The following is a 22,474-nucleotide window of genomic DNA, read 5'->3' on the forward strand; positions in this document are numbered from 1 at the left end:
TGTATGTAGGCTTTTAAAGTAAGTTCAAATAGTTAAGCTTAAAATAAACTATTCATGGCTGACTAATCGCCTACCGCTAAATGCATGCATAAGCGTCATTCCATCGACTAAATCAAGCTCACCACCAACAGGAATACCATGAGCAATACGCGATGCACCCACATTGTTTTTGTGGCAAAGCTGAGCAATATAATGCGCCGTTGTTTCGCCTTCAACCGAAGGATTTGTGGCTAAAATGACTTCATTAATACCGCCTTGCGCAAGCTTTTGCTCGAGTACATCAAGGCCAATTTCTTTAGGCCCTATGCCATCAATCGGTGATAAATGCCCCATTAATACAAAGTAAAGCCCTTTGTATTGACCTGTTTGCTCAATGGCGAGTACATCCGTTGGCGATTCAACAACACATAAAATACCACTGTCTTGGCGTTTAGTGCTTAAGCAAATATCACACTGCGCCTGCTCGGTAAATGTGCGGCACGATTGGCAATGACCTACAGCGCTCATTGCTTTAGTCAAGGCATTACCAAGTTGAGCACCGCCTTTACGGTCGCGCTCTAACAAATGAAACGCAATACGCTGGGCAGACTTCGGGCCAATACCTGGCTGACAACGAAGTGCCTCTATCAGCGATGTTAAACTATCTGAAAGTTGCATAGTTGCTTAGAACGGCATTTTCATACCAGGCGGTAATTGCATACCGCCTGTCACTTTGCCCATACGCTCTTGCGTTTCTTCAGCAACGCGGCGAACAGCATCATTACACGCTGCTGCAAGTAAATCTTCAATCATGTCTTTGTCGTCTTCCATTAAGCTCTCATCAAGCTCAACACGGCGCACGTTGTGGTTACCAAGCATGGTTACTTTAACTAAACCGGCACCAGCTTCACCAACGACTTCCATTGTTGCGATTTCTTCTTGGGCTTTTTGCATGCGCTCTTGCATTTGCTGCGCTTGCTTCATCATGTTACCCATTCCACCTTTAAACATAATCGTCTCTCTTTCTTTTAATACATTAACTGAAGTATAAATAAGGGCACTGATAGTTAATTACAATGCCTGAATACTGTTTTCGTCAATTTCAGCGCTAAATAACTGTTGAAATTGTACTATATTTTCATCACTTGTGATCACATCAATCGCTTGCTGATGACGACCTGCATCAATTTTTTGTTGAATTAGATAAGGCGAGTCAATCACCCCACTGGCAAAGTCGATATTTAGCTCAACGTTATGCCCATAAATAGTCGATAACGCCACATTTAACTTTTGGCGCAGCATAGGCGTATCTAAATGCTTTTGCGATTCATCGACTTCAATATGAAAATGATTGTCTTGCTTGGTAAAAATTGAATGCAAGGCAAACTGGCGCATGCGCCCGCCAAGCCCCATTCGCTTAATTAAATAAGCCCATTCATCTTGTTGATGGGCAAATCTAATTTCACTGATGGGGCTTTGAAAATCATCCGGCACCGGAATACTTGGTGCTTGTTCAACAACAGGAGCCGGTTTTTGCGGATTAATTTGCTCTAATAGCTCAGGTGCAAGATTTTCGGTAATTGTTTGGTGCTTCGCTTTAAAGTCAACTTTATTTGCAGGTTTAGTGCTTACCTGTGGCTTGCTCCCTGACATGGGGAGCGCTGGCTTTTTTGGTAACTCATCACCCGTCTCACTATCCCATGGAGGCGGCTCCTGCGCTACAGCTTGAGGTGTATTGCTAATAGGTTTATCGACGGGCCTAGCAGGGGTCGATTTTGGCACAACAGGTTTTTCGGTTGCTGCGCTTGACAGTTTGCCCGCACCGGAAATATTTCTGTCACGTAAAATACGCGCTATTGCAGACTGTGCACGTGCTTCTTGCTCGCCCATTGTTGGCGCTGAATGCTCAGTGCTACTAGGTACGTTTGATAGCTCAGGATTAAATCCTTGGTCAACCGCGCTACTCATTACATCATCGTATTGCGCTGCAATGGTTTGTTCTACATCGCTGTGCTGCATGTAGGCATCATCTTCGCTTTGACGCTGCGCTTGTTCATCGCTCATTGGCGTTGTATCAGACACGTTTGGCTGACTTTGCGTTGACTCTTGCTCAATGTGAGTCCGGCTATTATCAGAGCGCGAAACCTCAGGCCCAGCAGCCTCTATTGGCTGTGGATTATGTATTGATGGCTGACTTTCAGTGCTATTGCTCTGCGCTGGTTTATTTTTATTTAAAATATCACGCAATGCATTGGTACGCCCTGTGGCATTTTGCTCTGGCGCGGGTTGCGAGCTAGGTGCTGAATGCGTCGTTTGTGAGTGCTCAGGTTGAAATGCTAACAATCGTAGCATAATCATCTCAAACCCTAAGCGTGGTTCAGGCGCCCACTGTAAATCTTTTTTGCCATTCAGTAATAACTGATAATACACTTGAATTTGCTGAGCATGAGTGTGCGCTGCAACATGCTTAATGTAGTCAGCATTATTGCTATCAAGTGCTGCCGCTTCAGGCACTAATTGGCTTAATTGAATAATATGAGTAAGTGCAATTAAGTCATCAAGTAGTGCAATGTAATTAGGATTTCTGCTCGCGACTTGGGCAACTTCAGCCATTAAGGCTGCGCCATCCTGCGCGAGTAATGCAGCGAGTAAACTCTGACTATAATGGGTATCCATTAAACCAAGCATGGCTTGAACAGCTTGATTATTAATATCGCCATTTGTTTGGGCAATAGCCTGATCGGTCAGGCTCAGCGCATCTCGCATACTGCCATCGGCTGCTTTAGCAATAATACTTAGGGCATCATTATCAAAATTGAGATGCTCTTGTGTAAGAACATGCTCAAGCTGTTGCTTAATTTCAGCTTGCGACAAGGCATTTAAATTAAACTGTAAGCAGCGCGATAAAATAGTTACCGGTAATTTTTGTGGATCGGTGGTCGCCAGTAAAAACTTTACATGCTCAGGTGGCTCTTCGAGCGTTTTTAATAAGGCATTAAAGCTGTGCTTTGACAACATGTGTACTTCATCAATTAAGTACACTTTATAGCGTCCGCGGGTTGGCGCATATTGAACGTTATCGAGTATTTCGCGAGTATCTTCAACTTTTGTGCGTGAGGCCGCATCTATTTCGAGTAAATCAATGTAGCGCCCTGCTTCTATATCAACACAGCTACTACATTGACCACATGGTGTGGCAGAAATGCCCTCATCACAATTTAAGCTTTTAGCAAAAATACGCGCAATGGTCGTTTTACCAACACCACGGGTTCCAGTGAATAAATAAGCGTGATGCAGTCTATTTTGACTCAGCGCATTAACCAGCGCTTGTTTAACATGAGACTGCCCAACCAATTCATGAAAGGTTTGAGGACGCCATTTTCTCGCTAGAACCTGATAACTCATCGATTATTCGCCTTCGAATTCAACCAATTTTAGGATTTTAATACCCATTTTTTCAACACGCTGCTCCCCACCTAGTTCAGGTAACGATACGACGAATGCTGCATCTGTGGCGTTGCCGCCTAATTTTGCAACCAACTTGGCTGTTGCTTCAATTGTACCACCGGTCGCCAACAAGTCGTCAACTAGCAATACTTTGTCACCGGCTACAATCGCATCAGTATGAAGCTCTAATGTATCTTCACCATATTCGAGTTGGTAATCTTGGCGAATAACTTCGCGCGGTAATTTACCAGGTTTGCGAACAGGGATAAAAGGAATTCCCAAGGCATAAGATAGCGGTGCACCAAAAATAAAGCCACGCGATTCTGTGCCAATAATTTTAGTAAAACCTTGATCTTTATAGGCGTTAATAAATGCATCTATGGTTGCTTTAAACGCTTCAGGGTTTGCCATTAGGGTTGTTACATCGCGAAACATAATGCCCGCTTTAGGGTAATCAGCAATTGTAGTAATGCTGTTTTTGATAATTGCTGGTGTTACTTGAGTCATAATTTTAACTGCTCAATGGTTCATATTACAAAGCAGGTGATTATAACCTTAAGTGAGCGTAAATTGCGAGTTTGCGGTAGTTATAAAAATTCAGGAAGGGTAAACAAGATAAAAAAATATAAGGCTGATGAAAACAACAGCCTTATGAAATAAAGCAAAAATTACGTCAAGCTGGTGATCCAACCTAAAATAGCATTTAAACACCCTATTCCAGCAAACACGGCTAAAAATGCAAAAAAGTAAGCCGCATTAAACGGGTCTTTAAACTCTTTATCATCTGACATCGGTACAACCTTTTATTAAGCACAACAAATAAAGGCGTTATAATAGACGATGTGAAATAATCTATAAAGAGCTTAATCTTGATTTTTTGTCACTATAATTTGACGCTGTGCCATAGCTGTTAAGGTACTCAGTGCCCCTTGAGTTATTTGCTCAAGGCTAAATTGAGGTGCATTTTCACTGACTTGCTGGCAAACATGCGCAAATGTGCTTCCTGCGTTATTGTCAATAATAGACAAAAGCATGGCGGTCATCGCATTAGTTGCTAAAAATTGTACTTCATCGTCTTTATCTCTGTACACCACAAAATAATGTGGCTGCTCAGAGGGCTGTTGCGGTTGAAACGCTTCGCTAATATGTTGTACGGGGAATTCATAGCTTAAGTTACGTGCCGTTTTAGATAAATATAAAGGGCTTTGGGTTAATTGATTCGTTACCAGTTCGCTCTCATCCAAGTCAGCCTGAGTTACCGATACATCAAGCTCAATCCATTCATAATGCGCCAGCGCTAGCATAAACACAGGGTCGCACTCTTTGGGCACATAACTTGTCATTAAATACGTTATAAACTCTTCAGCAATATCTAAAAAGTAAGGCGACTGACAATCATGTTCACTAAAAAATTCACGAACACGTAACTGCCATTGTTGCTCAGTGTAAAGTGTTTTTAATACCGGAAATGCTGATGAAACAAACCCATTGATGTTATTAAAAAAAAGCTCCCGATAAATAGCCATACGTCTGTCTTCAACATCTGCTGGGCAAGGGTTCGTTTTGGGCTGGCGAATATGAGCCATAAACTCATTTTGAATATCGATAAAACTCATAGTTAATACTCTTTTAAAACCATGCTGTTATTATTACAAGCTGCATAGGACTGTTTAAGCACTTTGCTCAGTGGATAACCGCTGCAGGTGCTTTGCTTGTAATTGATGAATTATATCCAGCTCTTTGGTTAACACGTTAATAGGTGGAATATTAAAGTCCCGCTCTAACAGCGTCGGAAATACACCATGTGTTTCATAAGCGCTATCGAGCAACTGCCATACGGGATCAATAACATCGGCGCCATGAGTATCTATAATCAAGTCCTCGGCTTCGTTGTAATGCCCTGCAACATGGGCATAAGCAATTCGGTTAGTTGGCAATGCAGCTAAAAAGGCATGTGCATCGTAGCCATGATTAACTGAATTAACATAAATATTATTTACATCTAGTAGTAACTGGCAATCAGCCTGTTCTAAAATAGCGTTTGTAAATTCAAGCTCAGTTAACTGTTGTCCAGGCGCGCCATAATAAGACACATTTTCCAGCGCAAGTGGGCGTTCTAAAATATCTTGTACCTGTTTAACCCGAGAAACAACATGGTTAACCGCCTCCTCAGTGAAAGGGATCGGCATTAAGTCATACATGTGTCCTTTTCCTGAACAATAACTTAAATGCTCGCTGTATACTTTAATATTATGAGTATCAAAAAACGGTTTTAACGACTTTACAAATTCAAGGTCTAATGGCTCAGGCGAGCCAATGGAAAGTGACAAACCATGGCAAACAAAATGATTAGTATTGGTTAACTGTTTGAACTGCTTTTCAAAGCGTCCACCTAACTTTAACCAGTTTTCTGGGGCCACTTCCATAAACTCAATTTGTTTTGGTACAGCACCGTCTAGCTCATCTAGCATTTCCCTGCGTAGGCCTAAGCCAACCATGCCAAAGTTAGGCGTTTGAATGTGAGCCATAATAAAACCTCATATTAAATAAAAAGGGCCTAATAGGCCCTATAGCTTAACGTATTTAAAAGAAAAGTTTAGTGACCACCGCATTTACCTTCGCCACATTTACCTTCTTTTTTGGTTTTAGCTTCACCGCATTTACCTTCGCCACACTTGCCTTCTTTTTTGGCCTTAGCTTCACCGCATTTACCTTCGCCGCACTTGCCTTCTTTTTTGGCTTTAGCTTCACCGCATTTACCTTCGCCGCACTTACCTTCTTTTTTGGCCTTAGCTTCACCGCATTTGCCTTCGCCGCACTTACCTTCTTTTTTGGCCTTCGCTTCGCCGCATTTACCTTCGCCGCACTTTCCTTCTTTTTTGGTTTTAGCTTCACCGCATTTACCTTCGCCGCACTTGCCTTCACCTGCGTCTAACTGGTAACCAGCAACCATTTGCTGAAATTCAAATGGGTTAGCTTGTACATCTGCACTGGCCATACTTGCACTACCAACAACCACTGCGCCGAGTGTTAATGCAATTGAATTTTTCTTTATTGTATTCATTTTTTATTACCTTCTAAACTTGTTGAACATCATTATACAAGTAGACCTGCATAAAACTAAAAACTTTCACATTATCTATTTTTTCAAAAATAACTTAGTAAACTAACTATGAACCCTAATAAGCGTTTTATCAATTTATGATTTACAGGTAAACTGGCGCTCTTTTTCAGTAATAAATTAATCACACTATGAAACTTGTTTTAGCACCTATGGAAGGTGTCGTTGACTTTAAAATGCGCCAACTACTCACCGACATAGGTGGCTTTGATCTTTGTGTGACTGAATTTATCCGCGTTGTAGATACTTGCTTGCCTGATAAAGTATTCCATCGTTATTGCCCTGAACTAAAAAATGCAGGGCTAACTCGATGTGGCACGCCAGTTAGAATTCAGTTATTGGGCCAAGTGGCTGACGTCCTAGCTGAAAATGCAGTAAAAGCGGTTAGTTTGGGCTCTCATGGTGTTGACTTAAACTTTGGCTGCCCGGCAAAAACGGTGAATAAAAGCAAAGGGGGCGCTGTTTTACTCAAAGACCCTGAACATATGTATTCAATAATTAAAACTGTAAGGGATGCCGTAGACGCTGAACACGAGGTAAGTGCAAAAATTCGCTTAGGTTTTGATGATGATAGTAATAGCCAAGAGATTGTCGATGCCGTTGTCAGTGCAGGTGCGAGCAGTATCGCCATTCATGCGCGAACTAAACGCGATGGCTATAACCCGCCTGCCTATTGGGAAAAAATCCCTCCTTTAGTTAAAGATAAACAAATTGCGGTGGTCGCCAATGGGGAGATTTGGCAGGTAGAAGATGCCCTTTTATGCCAAAAGCGCAGCGGTTGCACTGACTTAATGATTGGCCGTGGCGCCCTTTCACATCCTGATTTAGCTCGTAAAATTAAAGCTCATATTAATAATGAAGATTATAGTGAGTTAACGTGGGAAAATATTTTACACCATATTATTTACTCATCCATGCACCAAACCGCCAGTAAAGATACCAAGTACTTTGCCTCACGCACAAAACAATGGCTTGGTTATTTAAAACGTCAGTACCCACAAGCAGGACTATTATTTGACGAAATACGTCGTTTAAAAGCCAAAGATGAAGTGGCAGAGGTATTAAAAAAATATGCGAAAGCGCCACAATTTGATACAAATCATAACATCTAAGATAATCTAACTAGATAATAGCAGTATCACTGAGGACTAATTTAAGGGTTATACTGCTAATGCATCATCAGCAACGACTAAACGATGAAATTGAAAGTGTTAAAGCGACTATATTAGGCTTGCTATCACAATCTACACACCCTACACATCAAAATTTGCTTTGTATACTAACCCGTACCTCAAATGAAGAGTGGCTTGATATAGCAGCTCAGCAATTAGGCACCGAGTATAATCCCTTGATTGAGCGTATGAATAAGCTTGAAGCGGCAATAAGCCAAATTGACATTGGCCAGTATGGTTACTGTTGTGACTGTGAGGAAAAAATATCAGCGCAGCGCTTAGAGCAAGACCCTGCAGCGCAGCGATGTGATCAGTGCGCTAGTTAATAGCGCACTAAAGTTTAATTAAGTAGTTGTGGAGCAAAACTAAACGCTTGCCCTGGATAAAAAAGAATATCTTCAACTAATAAAGTCGCTTCCTCTTCACTTATGTTTAATCGTTTAAGTAAATTTAAGCGTGCTTGTGACAATGTCCAAGCGTGATAATGCACCCCTAGATCAGTCTCCATCATAGCCATATAGAGCAGTTCATCGGCTGGTTCTAATTGTGAAGCGTTAGCCCTCAGAGGTAATAGCGTATAACCCGTTAACCAGTCTAAACCCGCTATTTTCGAATCAGTTAAAAGTAATGTGGTAAGCTGTGAGGCATTTGAGGCTTCTACCGTTGTTTGCTGTTTTTGACTCTGCATTGATTTGAATTTGCTATCAATACGACTTAGCCACTCAAGCGGTGAGAGCACAGCATTTGCAAAATAATTTAATTTACTTTGATACCACTGACTGCCATTAGCAAGGCCTGATAAACCAATGCTGCCTCTTGGCTTATAGTGCGCCAAATAATTGTTTAACTCACTCAACGCTGCATTAAGTTCAACCGGTGTGTTAGTGCGATTTATGGCTTGTTGCACGTACTTTTTTAAATAACTATGTTCAACTTTATTTAGCTTTAAATTACTTTGCTCGGCAGCTTCTAGCTGAGATTTTACAAACCTTAACCATTGCTCAATATTTTTATACTGGGCATCATTTTTCGCCATAGTGAGCATATTAGCCAAAACATTTGTTTGTACAGGCCATGCAAAATAGCGCTCTGGGAATCGCTCAGCAATAACTAAATAATTAACCTGATTGGTTTGCTCTGCTGATAACTGCATTTGCATTAGCTGATGATAAATAGCGTGGCGACGCTTTAAATAATCATCTGTAAAAGGGAGCTGCTCATTACTGAGCTGTGTAACCTGTGAATTCGGTTGCGCACTTAAAGCCGTATTAAGTGATATTAACGCGCTTTGCGCTTCTTCATAAGATGAAAATATATCTGTAGGCTTAGAGCAAGACGTTAACAGCAAACAAAATAGCAGTGAAATAATAGGCGTTTTTTTCATGTCAATTCCAATAAAAAAAGCCCCAATGGGGCTTTTTAAAAATACTAGAGTACATTAAATACTAAATTTTAACACCGTTGCGAGCGGCTTTATCTTTAATATATGTAGCCCAACCTTTAGCAAACCTACGTGTGCTTGGGTCGTCCATGGCTTTAGTAATAGCAGCATAAGCTTGCTTATACTTACCTTGGTAGTAAAACGCTTCAGCTAAATCTGAATAAATAGTGCCTTTTTTATCAGAGCCAAGCTCTAATGCTTTGTTCAAACGAACAACAGCAGCGCTGAATTTTTCAGATTGTAAAAGTAATGAACCTGCTTTGCGGTAGAGCTCAGCGTCGTCATCAAATTTAGCAGCTTCTTCGTAATACTTAGCAGCTTTCTCTATATCTTTCGAACGATGGTAGTTACTAGCAATCGCGCTAATATTTTGCTTAGTGCGTTTTACTTTCTCTTCTTTAACAGCCTTTTCAAGCGTTACTGCTGCTTTGTAAGGAATTTCGTTTAAAGAATAAAAGTTAGCCAGTACTTTGTATTCAACTTCGTTTTCGAAGTAACCATTCTTGTATGCAACTTCCATAGTTGCTAGACCTTTTTGGTAGTCTTCGGTTTGTAAATAATACTTACCTAAACCTACCCAAGACTTTTTGTCTTCAGGCCATACACGAACAATTTCTTCTGCAACTTTAACCATATCTTGATATTGCTTTTTCTCAAAATAGGCAGCTAATTTAAGTTGATAAGGAGCTTTATTTGGCTCTTCAGCTAACTTAATTGCTTTATTTGCCGGTTCAAGAACCTGATCAAATTGTTTAAGCTCATAGCTTGCTTGCGCAATACGAGTGTAAACTTTCGGGTCCTCTTCACCTGTGAAGTCCATCCAATCAGAATATGCTTGCTTGGCAGCACTGTATTGTTCAGTACCCGCATACATATCGCCCAAAGTTTTTAAACCTTGAGCCTGATCAGCAAAGTTCAATACATCCGGTGCAATCGCTGCTTTCATATACTTAATTGCAACTTTGTATTGCTCTTTTTGAGCGTACATGCTGCCTAAGTAACGATTAACAGTTGCTTTATCAAAGTCATTAGACGGATCTAACTCTTTCAATAACGCTATTGCACCATCAACATCATCTTCGTTATACAAATCAAACGCTTTAATTACTTTTTTACCAGTACGTTCGCCCATGATTTTAGTTTTTGCTTTCTTACGCTCTTCAATTTTCGCGTAATCTGGCGCCGCTAAAACAGGTGCAGTTAATGATGCACCTGACACAGACATAAGAATTGCAAGTGCAGTTACTTTAGAAAAATTTCTCATTACTCGCCTCCTTAGTTGCCTTGGTTAAGTTTAAAGTCTAGTTGAACTTGTAAACCAACTTGCTTTTGTGGTTTCCCGTCAATGATCTTAGGACGGTATTTCCACTTACGCAATGCACGTTTAGCTTCACGGTCAAAGATACGTTTTGGATCTGCGTCGATAACATCAACGTCAATCACGCCACCTAACTCATCAATTGTGAACGAAAGTTGAACCCAACCTTCTTTACCATCACGTGCTGCTTGTGTTGGATATTTTGGTTCAATACGAACGATAGGTGTCGCATCACCATCTCGTCCAAATGCACCTGGACCACTTAGTCCACCGGCCGTGCTTCCCACATCGATACTTGGCATATTAAATGACAAGCCACCAGTATTTGGGTTGCTATTTTCCGGCTGTGGCGGCTGCGGTTTAGGCGGCTGCTTTGGCGGTGGCGGAGGCGGAGGCGGTACACGCTTCCTCTCCTGCACCTTAGATTCAGGCGGATTCGTCATAATTTCGACTATGATCTGCTCTTTTTGTTCCGTATTACGGTCAGCCCCACCAGAGATGAGGTATGCCATGAAGTAGAACAAGCCGAAAGTAACTGCCCCACCTGCAATCAGTGAAAACAGAAAACGAATCATTACTGATCTCCAGCTATTGAAATTCTCAGGTTATCACCCGTCGCTTTAATCTGGTCCATCACTTTAACCACTGTGCCGTGTTTTGCTTCTTTATCAGCTTGCAAAATTACAACATCAGTAGGTTGTTCTGCTAATAAACTTTCGATTTTTGCTGAAACACGTTCAACATCAACCTGCTGTTTATCAATCCAGATTGCACCGTCACTGCGAATTGCAATAAAAATGTTAGCATTTTTTTGCTTCGTAGCTTGGGCAGCTTTTGGTTTATTGACCTCGATACCAGCCTCTTTAACGAACGATGTAGTTACGATAAAGAAAATAAGCATGATAAATACGATGTCAAGCATTGGCGTCATATCTACCGCTGCTTCTTCTTCTTCACGAAAACGTTGTTTACGTGCCATATTTAATTCTCTCTCTAGTGATGAGGCATACTATCTACAAGCTTGGCTTTCACCATTCTCGCTCTTGCCTCAAGGCGTGAGCTAAAGAATACCCCAGATAGTGCCGCAACCATTCCAGCCATTGTTGGGATTGTTGCCATTGATATGCCTGATGCCATTAAACGTGCATTACCTGTACCTTGGGTTGCCATGGTTTCAAAAACCGCGATCATACCCGTAACAGTACCAAGTAAGCCTATTAAAGGACATATAGCTACTAATGTTTTAATCAACAACATACGCTGATCTAATTTTTCAGACGCTTCAGAAATCCATGCTTCACGGATTCTGTGTGCGTACCAAGACGTAGTGTCTTGGCGGGCATCCCACTTAGCTACAATTTCCTTCGTTAAAAGAGGAAACTCAGCAAGTAAGAACCAATAGCGCTCAATCATTAAAACCCACATAAGAAAGAGTGCTATCGCGACCACGTATAAAACCTGGCCGCCTGTGCCAACAAAATCCCTGATAGATTCCCAGATCTCCATCAGGACTAGCATTAGGCTTTCTCCTTCTCCGCGTGAGTCGCGATGATACCCGCGCTTTGCTCATCAAGGATATGTAGTACCGACTTACTACGACCTGCAACAATTGAATGAAGTAGGATAAGTGGTAGTGCTGCAATTAGACCTAGCGCTGTAGTTACAAGTGCTAGAGAGATGTTACCAGCCATGATCTTCGGATCGCCCGTACCGAACAATGTGATTGTTTGGAACGTTAGGATCATACCGATTACCGTACCTAGTAGACCTAGTAATGGTGCGATAGCAGCAAGGATCTTGATGATGTTAATACCCGCTTCGATGCGTGGCGTTTCACGTAGAATCGCTTCATCAAGTTTAAGCTCAAGGTTTTCAACATCTTGATTTTTGTTGTCAGAGTACACTTTAAGAATACGACCCAATGGGTTGTTTGTATTCGGTGTAGACAAGTTCTTAAGCTGAGCTTTGATCTTAGAAGTAGTAAGCGCTAAATCAACGAAACGTACTAAGAAGATTAAAAGACCTACAGCAAGCAATACGGTGATGATGTAACCAACTTCAGCACCTTGCTCGTAGTACTCCATAAGAGACTTCTTCTGCGTGTTGATACGTAAGATTGCACCACGTGTAGGATCCACGTATACGCCAGCGTAATTATCAGCTGAAGTACCTTCTAGATCAGAAATACCTTTTAAGATATAGCTGTCAGGTTGCTTACCTAGAGGCTGTATAGACTTAGTCTCTGGTGAGTAGATTAAGTAGCCATCGTCTGTAACTAAGTTGAAGTTACCGATACGTGTTACTTTTTTCATTGACGGGTTACCGTCAAGACCTGCAACTTCAGTTTCAAACGTTGAAACTTTAGCTGACTCAGTCATTTCTGTTTGAAGTGAAATCCAAAGTTCTTCTAACTCACGAACTGTTGGAAGTTCTTTAGCCGCAGCTAATGAACGAAGTACTTCAGCACGTCCTGGTTTTTCAGCACTTACTAAAGATGCTTCAATTGAACCAATCGCGTCAGCTGCTGCACGACGAACAACACCAAACATTTCACCTAACGTACCTTGCGCGTTTTGAAGAGCTTGCTCTTTTTCCGCTAAAGTATTTTCGTTTTGTGCATATTCTTTGCTAAGACGATCACCACGTGCTTTTTCAGCAGCTAATTGGCTTTTCGCTTTGTTAAGTAACGCTTGCTTATCAGCACGATCTGATAAGAACTCTTGTTCACGTTGCTTATTGATTTTCCCTTCAGAAATACGCTCTTGCTTTACTTGCTCAAGAATTTTATCTAAAGCATCAGTATTTGCATGTGCATTAAGCGCGGTACCGGCAGAAACAGACAGTACTGCTGCAACAGCAAAACCTTTAAATAGTTTCTTCATTATTGATTACTCCGCGCCAAAAATTGGTAGTTTAACAAGTTCTAGTGTGGCTTGCTTACGCGCCATACGGATCACTTCTTTAACAGGTTTTAGGTATTCTTCACCTAATTCTTTCCACTGTTTAGTGTTGTTATCCCACACCCAAGCGTGTTTTAGATCGAATGATTGCGCTACATAAGTGATACGACCTAAACGACCGATATCAACGTTAATGCTACGACCATCAACATCTAAAGTACCTTGAGAAGCAGTTACAGCTGAACTGTATGCTGTTTCAACAGTGTACGCTTCAAGTACCTGACGGAACTTCTCAGACGTTGTTACAGATGCAGATGCCATGATCTCACGTAATCTTTCAACACGTCCAAGACGAGTTTCAAGGTTAAATGGAACGTCCGCTTTGATGAATTGCTCAAGCGTATCGATCATGCGATACATCAAAGGCACAACGTTTTGTTTAGTGTTATCGATAGTCGCGATTTGACGATCGAACGATGCGATAGACGCATTTTGGTCAGCGACCAAACGTGCTACGTGATCGTTGTACACTTTCATAAGTTCAGTCTCATCAACGATGCTACGGTACTCAGCGATTAGCTCCTGAGTTTGACCATATACATTGTCAATTTTAGTTTGAGACTTAACCGCAGCCTTTTGAATTGTTTGACCTGCTTTTTGCACGTCATTCAAAGGATCTGCAATCACATTGCTGCTTGCAAATGCAAAAGCGCCAACCAACGCAGTTGCTACAAGACTCTTTCTGATTTTAACAGACATAGTTCCCAACCAATTAAGTAATGTTACTTTTATAATTTAATTATCAACCCGCAAGGGGAAGACAACCCTGATATCTTTTAATAGATATCAACTTACCAATAATGCTAAATGCATTAAGTCATGTCAACTTCATGTTTCGCATAACCTATAAATAAATCAGCTTGTTTGTAAGATATTTAAAGGGCTCACACAAAAAAATTAACATTATCGTAACTAACGTGACAAATGCAATTTCAGCAAAGCCAGATATAGTAAGAATACTGATAAACAACCTAGTTAAAGTAAACAAAAATATAACATTTAAAATTAACTTAATCGTGGCTGAAAAAAAATTAAAAATAAGCTTATTTTCTGTCCCGAATATTCTTTTTTAGTGGTTTTTGAGACTTTTTAAGCTAAAAATACAGCTAATCGTTATTATTCGCGCATTCGTCGCATAGTAATAAGGACGTGCCGATTATCTAAAAAGCAATACAAAGGAGGGGAAATAGATTACAAAGAATCATTTTTATTAACACCTGTGTTTTTTGTTTCTACTGATCATTAATATCCTGCCGATTTTTTATATTATTCCATGGAGAAATATCAATCTTACGCACTTTTATGAACTCAATATAATTAAACTCACATCAAGCAGTAGACTAAATTTAAATCGCTAGGCGATCATTGGGCAACAACGGACTCGCGCATAAAGGTTTACGTTTAATTTGGTATATCGGAGTTAAAAATATGAATAACGGATATCAGAAATGAAAGGCAATACAGAGAGATTAAAAATAGAGTTGATAATTATTTAAGAATTATGGTGAAACAGGTTAGTGTTTCACCACGATGAACTTAGGTTCACATAATAAATTATGCTACTTCTACGTTCTCAGCTTCAGGGCCTTTTTGACCTTGCTTGATGCTGAAAGTCACTGCTTGACCTTCGCTAAGAGTGCGAAAACCAGAACCAGTGATTGCGCTGAAATGTACAAACACGTCAGGACCATTTTCTTGTTCAATGAAACCAAAGCCTTTAGCTTCGTTGAAAAATTTTACTTTACCAGTAACCGACATACTAAATTTTCCTGTAAGTCAATAATTAAAATTCAGCCATATAATTATGGCAATATCCTCCCTGAGTCAATGCCCAAAAAACTGGAGGTGATAGTACAGGAAGAAGTAATAACCAAACCGGTAACCTTAAACGCAGCACAATACCGTAATTCAATACGCAAAAACTCAAAGCCAATTAAGATTAACACATTAAAATTTTTTTAGCTCTATTAATTAGGATTTATTTTTGAAGTTTCATTGTTTTACTAACGACGGTGTAACCTTTTAATTTTTATAGAAAATAACAAGCAAAATATTGTATTTTTTATAAACAGATTACAATTGCTTTAAAATAGTTTTTATCAGTATGTTTTTTAGCCACTTAAAATAAAAAACCACCTTGAATTTAAGGTGGTTTAAAGTTTAGTGTTTAAATATTAACTATTTAACTTGCCAGTCGATAACGCTCTCGGCTTTGATTGGTACTACTTCAGAGTCACCTAGCGAGTAGCTTGCCGGCACTGTCCAAGGCGATTTTTCTAAGGTAATAGTGTCGGTGTTACGCGCTAAGCCATAAAAATCTGGACCAAAATGGCTTGCAAAGCCCTCTAACTTATCAAGCGCACCAGCCTCTTCAAAAGCTTCTGCATAAAGTTCAATAGCAGCATGTGCAGTGTAAGCACCTGCACAACCGCATGCAGCTTCTTTTTTATCTTTATAATGTGGCGCTGAATCAGTGCCTAAAAAGAATTTTTTATTGCCACTCGTTGCTGCCGCCATAAGTGCTTGCTGATGAATGTTTCGCTTTAATATAGGTAAACAATAATAATGTGGGCGAATGCCCCCTGCTAACATATGGTTACGGTTGTATAGCAAATGATGCGCAGTAATTGTAGCTGCTACGTTATCAGAGGCACTTTCTACAAACTCGACTGCATCTTTCGTTGTTATGTGTTCAAGAACAATTTTAAGCTCAGGGAAGTCAACGACAACATCGCCTAGAATAGTCTCTAAAAACACTTTTTCACGATCAAATATATCAATAGACGAGTCGGTTACTTCACCGTGGACGAGTAACAGCATGCCAACTTCTTGCATTGCTTTTAACACCGGATAAATATTTTTAACCGATGTTACGCCAGAATCTGAATTTGTGGTTGCACCCGCTGGGTACAATTTAGCTGCAAATATTTTACCCGTTGCTTTTGCCTTTTTTATCTCTTCTGGTGTCGTTTTATCAGTAAGATAAAGTACCATTAGTGGCTCAAACTGCCCTTGAGGTTTCGCTGCCATAATGCGCTCTCGGTACGATAATGCGGTTTCAGTACACGTGGCTGGCGGTACTAGGTTTGGCATAATGATCGCGCGGCCCATATAACGACTGATATCACGTACTGTATCTTTTAGCTGATCCCCGTCGCGTAAATGTACATGCCAATCATCGGGCCTAGTAATCGTTAGAGTTGTCATTTTGCTCGTCATCGTAAAATCCTAATGCTTAAGTTAACTGATCATAGGCATATGGGGTTTTCGAGTAAAGACCTTATTAAAAATAATCCTTAGATACTATATATAAAGTAAACTTTACACTTCACGCTTCTCATTTATCGTTTTATTTTGTAGAAAGGTTAATATTAGGTTAACGTATGTACCTTTAATAATAATTATAAGGCCTACCTTCGTTGCCTATGTCGAACACTATCGATACTACTAAAGCGCTCGAAACTAAAACGGATCAATTGAGTATAATCAATCAGTTCTCCTCTAGTTTATTGCAACTGAATACGTTAGAAGCGCTCTTTAGTTATGTCACCACACAAGTTGTTAATCGACTTGGATTTGTCGACTGCGTGATTTATTTAGCCGATGACAGCCAATCTACGCTAAATCAAGTGGCGTCTATGGGTATTGAAAGCGAACACACTAGTTATCAGTCAGAACGAAAGTTAATCCGCTTTAATGAGGGGATAACGGGCTATGCTGCATCAACTGGGCAAGCTTTAATAATAGGCGATGTAACTAAAGACAGCCGCTACATTGCTGATGAGCGCCCTGCGCAATCAGAGCTGTGTGTGCCTCTAATATATAAAGATAAAGTACTCGGCGTAATTGACTGTGAACACCCAATAAAAAATTACTTTACCAGTTCACATTTAGAAATTTTAACTACCGTTGCCCACTTACTAAGCGCAAAAATAAATCAAGTGAATACCGTCAACAGCTTGCAAGATACCGTTCGGCAACTTAATAATGCGCAAAAATTAGAAAGTAGCCTACTGCAAATAGCTAACTTAACCTATAAAGCACAAAATTTAGATACCTTTTTTAAATCGCTGCATGTGATTATTGATAGCCTCCTTAATGCAAGTAACTTTTTTATTGCTTTGTATGATAAAAAAGAAGATGTTCTAGATTTTGTCTATACCGTTGAAGGCGGTGTACAAACAAACACGCATAAAATTATTTCAAAAGATCAGTTAAAAGAAACAGCCTCTTACTATTTATTAATTAACGAGCGCCCTTTACTGCTTAATAAAGAGCAATACCGACACTATATTGAGCAAGGCCACTTTAAATTGGTCGGTGAACTAGCAGACTCTTGGCTTGGTGTGCCATATAAAGTTAATGAGCGCATGAGTGGCGTTATTGTCGTACAAAGCTATGACAAGCAACATTACTACAACGAACATGATAGCTCGCTGTTGACGTATGTGAGCCGACAAATAAGTATGGTTATAGACAGGCATTTAGCTCGCCAAGAACTCGAGCACAAAGCACTGCATGATGAACTAACAGGGCTTGCCAATCGTTCGTTACTAATAGAAAGAATGAAGCATGCAATTTTACGCTTGAATCGCGCTAAAAAAGGTACTTTTCATGCTCTGCTCTACCTTGATTTTGATCGCTTCAAAAGTATTAATGATTCGTTAGGCCATGAAGTAGGTGACCATTTTTTAATTGCTATTTGTAAATTGATTACTCAAACCGTTCGCAATACTGATACCTTTTCTCGCTTAGGTGGCGATGAGTTTGCTATTTTTATGGAAAATCTCAGTCATCGTGACCAAGTAAACGATGCCCTCGCTCGAATAAAAACCGCCCTGTCAGATCCCATTGATATTGATGGTCATTTACTGCAACCCTCTACCAGTATTGGCGTTGCATTTAGCGATAATGTAAACGATGAAGCATTTGTTTTATTACAGCAATCAGACGCGGCTATGTACGAAGCAAAATCATCAGGGCGTGGCCAAGTTAAGTTTTTTAATAATGTCATGCGTAACAAGTTAAAAACACACGCCGACCTTGAAAATGATTTACAACACGGTATTGAGCATGATGAGTTTGAACTGTATTTTCAGCCTATTTTTAACATTACTAGCAGTGACGTTATGGGGTTTGAAGCTTTAGTACGTTGGCATCACCCACGAAAAGGGTTTGTATCGCCAGGTGACTTTATCCCCATTGCAGAAAAAACGGGGCAGATTATCAATTTAGATTTGCATTTGCTCGACCTTGCAGCACAGCATATCGCTTTATGGCAACAACAAGGGCATCGTTTTTTACGCGTTACGGTTAATGTTTCATCTCGCCACTTCGCAAGTTTAGAGTTTGTGGATCAGCTTCATGCAATCTACAAAAAACATCAACTACCTTTAGGCTCATTATGTCTAGAAATAACCGAATCGGGATTGATTGAAAATTTAGAGTTAGCAACACAAATTATTCAAGGATTATCGCCTTTAAAAGTATTGCTCTGTTTAGATGACTTTGGCACCGGTTACTCTGCCCTTGGTTACTTGCATCAACTGCCTATTCATGTCCTTAAAATTGATAAAAGCTTTATCGATAATTTAAAAACCACAGTCAATCCATTGATTGATGCTATTTTAACCTTAGCCATTTCATTAGATCTTATTGTTATAGCAGAAGGGATAGAAAGCCCTGAACAACTCGCTATTTTGCAAAAAACCCAATGTGATTATGGCCAAGGCTTTTTAAAGTCTAAACCTGTTACAGCAAAAGAAGCTATTTTACTAATACATAGCCCTCTTTAATTAATAAGCCAGGGTTGCTGGCTTTTAAAAATCACAGTAATTTCTTACACGCTTTTGCCAGCCCATTAGCTGGCTGTTCTATTGAATGCTATATGACTTATTTTGCCAACACTAACTCATGCAACGTCACTCTATAGCTTTTTGCAACCTGCTTAGAACTGCTTACTTAAGTAAGGGTCTATTTAACCAGTAGAAAACCTTATAATTAGTTTTATGTCACATTGTTCTTAATAAAAATCTTTAACCCCGTTAGCGAATGCTTTAATACATTACATTATTTAAAGGCGTATACGAATTGGTATTAATGTATGCCAATGAGTAGCCCCTAATCATTCAATCCTTGCATTCGCTGCTTTTTTCAATCGTATATCCTTTACACCTCAGTTGCGTTTACTGAGCTTTTGCCTGCCAAACCCTTCGCCGTAAATTTTAATTCGCATTTTAACCTCGCTATGAAACATCTAAATATTAATGTCGCGCTATAACCTACTTATTTTAGAGAGTTACATGACAATAAAGTTATCTGTTACCAGAACAATAATCATTAATAAAAAACCCAAACAAACATGAGATAAATTCAACAACAAATAAAAAACTAAACACTGTTTGACTCAACAAAGTTAAAAAACTTAATGTTCGCAGTAAAAAACACACTAAAGTGCAATTTTATAGCCATCCAGACGTTGAAACGGTTTTTGTAAAGGCGTAGTATGTAATGAATCTGAGCTATACTCACCATATCCATGAGATTTATTAAAGATGATTGACATTAAACACTTAAAAACAATTGCTACCCTTAAAGAAACGGGTTCTCTCGTCAATACAGCCCGCGAACTATTTTTAACTCAGTCAGCTTTATCACATCAAATCAAAGATTTAGAAAACAAATTAGACTGCCAGTTGTTTGAGCGTAAAACTCAACCAGTCCGATTTACACCTCAAGGTATGTTATTACTTGAATTAGCACACGAAATATTACCTAAATTAGAAGCCACCAAGTGCCGACTCAAAGAAAGCCTAAACCAGCCTATTTCGCAGCTGCGTTTAAGCGTTGAATGTCACGCCTGTTTTCATTGGTTATTGCCTACTATCAAAGAATTTAATAACTTTTGGCCTGATATAAAAATTGATTACGAGCGTGGCTTTAGTTACGACGCTATCCCAGACTTATTAAATGATGAATTAGATCTCGTGCTTACATCAGATATTCGCGACCCTGACAAACTCGAATACGCCCATTTGTTTGACTTTAAGCTGAAACTGATTGTGGCACCAGATCACGACTTAGCGAAAAAAGCCTATGTAACTGCGCTTGATTTGAAAAGCGAAACTATTATTTCTTACCCTATTCCGCGTGAGCGCCAGGATATATTTAAGCATTTCATCCAAAATGCGCGTTTTGACGGCACGCTAAAAACGGTTGATCAAGGTTTACTTATATTTCAATTAGTCAGTGCAGGTATGGGTGTGGCCGCCTTACCCGATTGGTTAGTAACCCCGTATGAAAGCCAAGGGTTAATTAAGTCAATTCCACTGGGCGCGCTTGGTTTAACGCGTCCAATGTACTTAGCGATGAAAAAAGATATGAAAGACAATCCAGTTTATCGTCACTTTTTAAACACCTGTAAATTAAATAACGGTCGATAAACCTTAAACTTATGAGTAACATGCTAATAAATATACTTAACCATGTTGCTCATTATGTTTGAACTAAAAAAAATACTGGGCGGCTTGCTCATGCCGTTACCTTTGTTGGGTTTAGTAAGCCTAATATTACTTATTTTTGCGCTCAAACAACGAAAGGTCACAATCGCTTTATCTTTAATGAGCCTTGTAACTTTGCTACTTGCCAGCACCCCTTTGGTGGCCAACTTACTGATTAAAAATAGCCAACCAACCTCATTGGCATTTAATTATCTTAAACACCCCAATTTAGATAAAATTGTGGTGCTTGGCTGTGACATAAACCCCAACCCTGCATTGAGTGCTAACAGCCAGTTAGGTAATTGTGCGTTAACCCGTTTGGTAGAAGGAATAAGACTTGCTAACATTTACCCTCATGCGCAACTGATTGTTTCAGGTGGGGGGTATGAAAAAGTCACCAACAGTGCGTTAATGTATAAAACCGCGATTAGCTTGGGTATTAATAAAAATCGTATTGTGCAAAATCCAAACGCAATGGATACCGCCCAAGAGGCAAAACTTTTAGCCTCGAAACTCGTTGATTACAAGGTCGCTTTAGTCACCTCAGTAAGCCATATGCCCAGAGCAAAGAATTTATTTAATGCGCAAGGCATTAACGTTATCCCTGCCGCAACCGACTATCACAACTTTGCCGCTTTCCCTTGGTATAAACAACTCATACCCAATGCAAAAGCATTACTAGTAGTTACCCAGTATGCTCATGAAGTTATTGGCAATGCGTGGATAAATGTACGCCGTACAATTAACCCTGAAGCACTTTAATTAAATTAACGCTTATTACGCTGGGTAAATTCCCCCTGTAAAACTGCGATTATTTGCGTTTTACACAGGGGGTTATTAAAAAATAAAAACTGAATATTCGTTTGTTTGGCTAAAATAACATCTTTAACTAAAAAATAGCGTTGGCTGTTTTGTTATTCTTGGTGAGCTTTAACCTCAGCTGTTTTATTCCAAAGCCGATACAGTGTTACTAAAAATACGCAAAGAAATAATAGACTTAGTGCTGTTAAATTCTCAACACCTAAAGCATCAAAAGTAGCACCGAAAATGTAGCCTCCACCGACTAAAACAATAACCCATAGCAGTGCAGAGCATCCATTTAACACACTAAAACGGCGCCAACTAATTGCTGTAAGCCCTACGGGAAGGGCACCAATCGTGCGTAATCCTTTAGGATAACGATATAAAAAAATGTAGGCTGTGCCATGGCGTTCAGCAAGCTCACTGGCTGTTTTGAATAATCGACCAAGGCGGCCTGGTTTTTCAAGCCATGCCGCGCCATACGCTCTTGCTAAAGCAAAACGTAATTCATCGCCCAAGTAGCCACCCATAAAAGCAGCCAAAGCAACAAAACCAACATCTAGTGCGCCAGTATGTGCAGCATAGCCTGCGAACAAAGGTAGCCATCCACTTTTTAACGCACAATAACCAAAAAGTAACAGATAAACCAACAACCCGTACTGCTCAATTAAAGCTAATACCCCTTCCATTTCATTCCTTTAAAGTAACTACCTTAGTAGCAAGCAAAGTAACATTG

At 39.9% G+C, this 22,474-nt stretch carries 23 protein-coding genes; 5 read left to right on the top strand and 18 right to left on the bottom strand.

Annotated elements, in window-relative coordinates; genetic code table 11:
• Nucleotides 1–48: 48 nt before the first annotated feature.
• The 8 genes from recR to PTET_RS09310 form a co-directional block, all read right to left on the bottom strand.
• Entirely contained in the window at nt 49–657 is a 609-nt protein-coding gene (gene recR, locus PTET_RS09280) for a recombination mediator RecR (RefSeq protein ID WP_024602877.1), read from the bottom strand.
• 6 nt (nt 658–663) lie between these two features.
• The gene (locus PTET_RS09285; RefSeq protein ID WP_010388590.1) at nt 664–990 is read right to left on the bottom strand and encodes a YbaB/EbfC family nucleoid-associated protein; all 327 of its coding nucleotides are present in this window, start codon (nt 988–990) and stop codon (nt 664–666) included.
• A 60-nt stretch (nt 991–1,050) separates the two neighbouring features.
• Nucleotides 1,051–3,384 (bottom strand): DNA polymerase III subunit gamma/tau, encoded by a 2,334-nt coding sequence (gene dnaX / locus PTET_RS09290; protein ID WP_096038528.1) that lies wholly within the window; start codon nt 3,382–3,384, stop codon nt 1,051–1,053.
• A gap of 3 nt (nt 3,385–3,387) precedes the next feature.
• On the bottom strand, nt 3,388–3,933 hold the full coding sequence (gene apt / locus PTET_RS09295) for an adenine phosphoribosyltransferase (RefSeq protein WP_013465193.1): 546 nt from the start codon (nt 3,931–3,933) through the stop codon (nt 3,388–3,390).
• Between the two features lie 161 nt (nt 3,934–4,094).
• A complete protein-coding gene (locus PTET_RS19285) occupies nt 4,095–4,217 on the bottom strand; it encodes a hypothetical protein (RefSeq protein ID WP_255314607.1) in 123 nt (40 codons plus the stop codon).
• A gap of 72 nt (nt 4,218–4,289) precedes the next feature.
• Nucleotides 4,290–5,042: an HvfC family RiPP maturation protein gene (locus PTET_RS09300; RefSeq protein ID WP_096038529.1), complete on the bottom strand. Its 753-nt coding sequence runs from the start codon at nt 5,040–5,042 to the stop codon at nt 4,290–4,292.
• Nucleotides 5,043–5,096: 54 nt separating this feature from the next.
• On the bottom strand, nt 5,097–5,954 hold the full coding sequence (locus tag PTET_RS09305; RefSeq protein WP_096038530.1) for an HvfB family MNIO-type RiPP peptide maturase: 858 nt from the start codon (nt 5,952–5,954) through the stop codon (nt 5,097–5,099).
• 68 nt (nt 5,955–6,022) lie between these two features.
• Nucleotides 6,023–6,490, bottom strand: coding sequence for an HvfA family oxazolone/thioamide-modified RiPP metallophore (locus PTET_RS09310; protein WP_096038531.1), 468 nt, complete (start codon nt 6,488–6,490; stop codon nt 6,023–6,025).
• A gap of 188 nt (nt 6,491–6,678) precedes the next feature.
• Here PTET_RS09310 and PTET_RS09315 point away from each other — a divergent pair, with 188 nt between their 5' ends.
• Both PTET_RS09315 and PTET_RS09320 read left to right on the top strand, forming a co-directional pair.
• Nucleotides 6,679–7,659 carry a tRNA-dihydrouridine synthase gene (locus tag PTET_RS09315; RefSeq protein WP_096038532.1) on the top strand — a complete coding sequence of 327 codons (981 nt, stop codon included), beginning with the start codon at nt 6,679–6,681 and terminating at the stop codon, nt 7,657–7,659.
• 59 nt (nt 7,660–7,718) lie between these two features.
• Nucleotides 7,719–8,045, top strand: coding sequence for a TraR/DksA family transcriptional regulator (locus PTET_RS09320; RefSeq protein WP_013465198.1), 327 nt, complete (start codon nt 7,719–7,721; stop codon nt 8,043–8,045).
• Between the two features lie 14 nt (nt 8,046–8,059).
• On the opposite strand, the gene PTET_RS09325 is transcribed toward PTET_RS09320, so the two are convergent.
• The 9 genes from PTET_RS09325 to pyrC form a co-directional block, all read right to left on the bottom strand.
• Nucleotides 8,060–9,103 (bottom strand): hypothetical protein, encoded by a 1,044-nt coding sequence (locus PTET_RS09325; protein WP_096038533.1) that lies wholly within the window; start codon nt 9,101–9,103, stop codon nt 8,060–8,062.
• A gap of 61 nt (nt 9,104–9,164) precedes the next feature.
• Complete coding sequence (locus tag PTET_RS09330; RefSeq protein WP_096038534.1) at nt 9,165–10,424, bottom strand: tetratricopeptide repeat protein; 1,260 nt, start codon at nt 10,422–10,424, stop codon at nt 9,165–9,167.
• Nucleotides 10,425–10,435: 11 nt separating this feature from the next.
• On the bottom strand, nt 10,436–11,053 hold the full coding sequence (locus PTET_RS09335; protein WP_008109338.1) for an energy transducer TonB: 618 nt from the start codon (nt 11,051–11,053) through the stop codon (nt 10,436–10,438).
• The gene (locus PTET_RS09340; protein WP_006792384.1) at nt 11,053–11,457 is read right to left on the bottom strand and encodes an ExbD/TolR family protein; all 405 of its coding nucleotides are present in this window, start codon (nt 11,455–11,457) and stop codon (nt 11,053–11,055) included. Before PTET_RS09340 ends, PTET_RS09335 begins: the two co-directional genes overlap by 1 nt.
• Nucleotides 11,458–11,471: 14 nt before the next feature.
• On the bottom strand, nt 11,472–11,996 hold the full coding sequence (locus PTET_RS09345; RefSeq protein ID WP_096038535.1) for a MotA/TolQ/ExbB proton channel family protein: 525 nt from the start codon (nt 11,994–11,996) through the stop codon (nt 11,472–11,474).
• Nucleotides 11,996–13,360 (bottom strand): MotA/TolQ/ExbB proton channel family protein, encoded by a 1,365-nt coding sequence (locus PTET_RS09350; protein WP_013465203.1) that lies wholly within the window; start codon nt 13,358–13,360, stop codon nt 11,996–11,998. The genes PTET_RS09345 and PTET_RS09350 overlap by 1 nt, the downstream gene beginning before the upstream one ends.
• A gap of 6 nt (nt 13,361–13,366) precedes the next feature.
• Nucleotides 13,367–14,137, bottom strand: coding sequence for a DUF3450 domain-containing protein (locus tag PTET_RS09355; RefSeq protein WP_013465204.1), 771 nt, complete (start codon nt 14,135–14,137; stop codon nt 13,367–13,369).
• Between the two features lie 855 nt (nt 14,138–14,992).
• On the bottom strand, nt 14,993–15,196 hold the full coding sequence (locus PTET_RS09360; RefSeq protein ID WP_004588138.1) for a cold-shock protein: 204 nt from the start codon (nt 15,194–15,196) through the stop codon (nt 14,993–14,995).
• A 420-nt stretch (nt 15,197–15,616) separates the two neighbouring features.
• Nucleotides 15,617–16,657: a dihydroorotase gene (gene pyrC, locus PTET_RS09365; RefSeq protein ID WP_028835052.1), complete on the bottom strand. Its 1,041-nt coding sequence runs from the start codon at nt 16,655–16,657 to the stop codon at nt 15,617–15,619.
• A gap of 206 nt (nt 16,658–16,863) precedes the next feature.
• Between pyrC and PTET_RS09370 the strand changes: the two genes are divergently transcribed.
• The 3 genes from PTET_RS09370 (at nt 16,864) to PTET_RS09380 (ending at nt 21,699) form a co-directional block, all read left to right on the top strand.
• Nucleotides 16,864–19,233: a bifunctional diguanylate cyclase/phosphodiesterase gene (locus PTET_RS09370; protein WP_090492295.1), complete on the top strand. Its 2,370-nt coding sequence runs from the start codon at nt 16,864–16,866 to the stop codon at nt 19,231–19,233.
• Nucleotides 19,234–19,992: 759 nt separating this feature from the next.
• A complete protein-coding gene (locus PTET_RS09375; protein WP_008114241.1) occupies nt 19,993–20,880 on the top strand; it encodes a LysR family transcriptional regulator in 888 nt (295 codons plus the stop codon).
• A gap of 54 nt (nt 20,881–20,934) precedes the next feature.
• Nucleotides 20,935–21,699, top strand: coding sequence for a YdcF family protein (locus tag PTET_RS09380; protein ID WP_244186356.1), 765 nt, complete (start codon nt 20,935–20,937; stop codon nt 21,697–21,699).
• Nucleotides 21,700–21,851: 152 nt separating this feature from the next.
• Here PTET_RS09380 and PTET_RS09385 read toward each other — a convergent pair whose 3' ends face one another.
• Nucleotides 21,852–22,427, bottom strand: a complete 576-nt coding sequence (locus PTET_RS09385; protein WP_033104383.1) for a DedA family protein — start codon at nt 22,425–22,427, stop codon at nt 21,852–21,854.
• Between the last annotated feature and the right edge of the window lie 47 nt (nt 22,428–22,474).

It is taken from the genome of Pseudoalteromonas tetraodonis, from assembly GCF_002310835.1.
In the GTDB taxonomy this organism is placed as follows: Bacteria; Pseudomonadota; Gammaproteobacteria; order Enterobacterales; family Alteromonadaceae; genus Pseudoalteromonas; species Pseudoalteromonas tetraodonis.

What these genes read in the sequence shown, in the direction of transcription:
- recR (WP_024602877.1), bottom strand. Translation starts at nt 657, where the DNA reads ATGCAACTTTCAGATAGTTTAACATCGCTGATAGAGGCACTTCGTTGT.
- PTET_RS09285 (WP_010388590.1), bottom strand. Translation starts at nt 990, where the DNA reads ATGTTTAAAGGTGGAATGGGTAACATGATGAAGCAAGCGCAGCAAATG.
- dnaX (WP_096038528.1), bottom strand. Translation starts at nt 3,384, where the DNA reads ATGAGTTATCAGGTTCTAGCGAGAAAATGGCGTCCTCAAACCTTTCAT.
- apt (WP_013465193.1), bottom strand. Translation starts at nt 3,933, where the DNA reads ATGACTCAAGTAACACCAGCAATTATCAAAAACAGCATTACTACAATT.
- PTET_RS19285 (WP_255314607.1), bottom strand. Translation starts at nt 4,217, where the DNA reads ATGTCAGATGATAAAGAGTTTAAAGACCCGTTTAATGCGGCTTACTTT.
- PTET_RS09300 (WP_096038529.1), bottom strand. Translation starts at nt 5,042, where the DNA reads ATGAGTTTTATCGATATTCAAAATGAGTTTATGGCTCATATTCGCCAG.
- PTET_RS09305 (WP_096038530.1), bottom strand. Translation starts at nt 5,954, where the DNA reads ATGGCTCACATTCAAACGCCTAACTTTGGCATGGTTGGCTTAGGCCTA.
- PTET_RS09310 (WP_096038531.1), bottom strand. Translation starts at nt 6,490, where the DNA reads ATGAATACAATAAAGAAAAATTCAATTGCATTAACACTCGGCGCAGTG.
- PTET_RS09315 (WP_096038532.1), top strand. Translation starts at nt 6,679, where the DNA reads ATGAAACTTGTTTTAGCACCTATGGAAGGTGTCGTTGACTTTAAAATG.
- PTET_RS09320 (WP_013465198.1), top strand. Translation starts at nt 7,719, where the DNA reads ATGCATCATCAGCAACGACTAAACGATGAAATTGAAAGTGTTAAAGCG.
- PTET_RS09325 (WP_096038533.1), bottom strand. Translation starts at nt 9,103, where the DNA reads ATGAAAAAAACGCCTATTATTTCACTGCTATTTTGTTTGCTGTTAACG.
- PTET_RS09330 (WP_096038534.1), bottom strand. Translation starts at nt 10,424, where the DNA reads ATGAGAAATTTTTCTAAAGTAACTGCACTTGCAATTCTTATGTCTGTG.
- PTET_RS09335 (WP_008109338.1), bottom strand. Translation starts at nt 11,053, where the DNA reads ATGATTCGTTTTCTGTTTTCACTGATTGCAGGTGGGGCAGTTACTTTC.
- PTET_RS09340 (WP_006792384.1), bottom strand. Translation starts at nt 11,457, where the DNA reads ATGGCACGTAAACAACGTTTTCGTGAAGAAGAAGAAGCAGCGGTAGAT.
- PTET_RS09345 (WP_096038535.1), bottom strand. Translation starts at nt 11,996, where the DNA reads ATGCTAGTCCTGATGGAGATCTGGGAATCTATCAGGGATTTTGTTGGC.
- PTET_RS09350 (WP_013465203.1), bottom strand. Translation starts at nt 13,360, where the DNA reads ATGAAGAAACTATTTAAAGGTTTTGCTGTTGCAGCAGTACTGTCTGTT.
- PTET_RS09355 (WP_013465204.1), bottom strand. Translation starts at nt 14,137, where the DNA reads ATGTCTGTTAAAATCAGAAAGAGTCTTGTAGCAACTGCGTTGGTTGGC.
- PTET_RS09360 (WP_004588138.1), bottom strand. Translation starts at nt 15,196, where the DNA reads ATGTCGGTTACTGGTAAAGTAAAATTTTTCAACGAAGCTAAAGGCTTT.
- pyrC (WP_028835052.1), bottom strand. Translation starts at nt 16,657, where the DNA reads ATGACGAGCAAAATGACAACTCTAACGATTACTAGGCCCGATGATTGG.
- PTET_RS09370 (WP_090492295.1), top strand. Translation starts at nt 16,864, where the DNA reads ATGTCGAACACTATCGATACTACTAAAGCGCTCGAAACTAAAACGGAT.
- PTET_RS09375 (WP_008114241.1), top strand. Translation starts at nt 19,993, where the DNA reads ATGATTGACATTAAACACTTAAAAACAATTGCTACCCTTAAAGAAACG.
- PTET_RS09380 (WP_244186356.1), top strand. Translation starts at nt 20,935, where the DNA reads ATGTTTGAACTAAAAAAAATACTGGGCGGCTTGCTCATGCCGTTACCT.
- PTET_RS09385 (WP_033104383.1), bottom strand. Translation starts at nt 22,427, where the DNA reads ATGGAAGGGGTATTAGCTTTAATTGAGCAGTACGGGTTGTTGGTTTAT.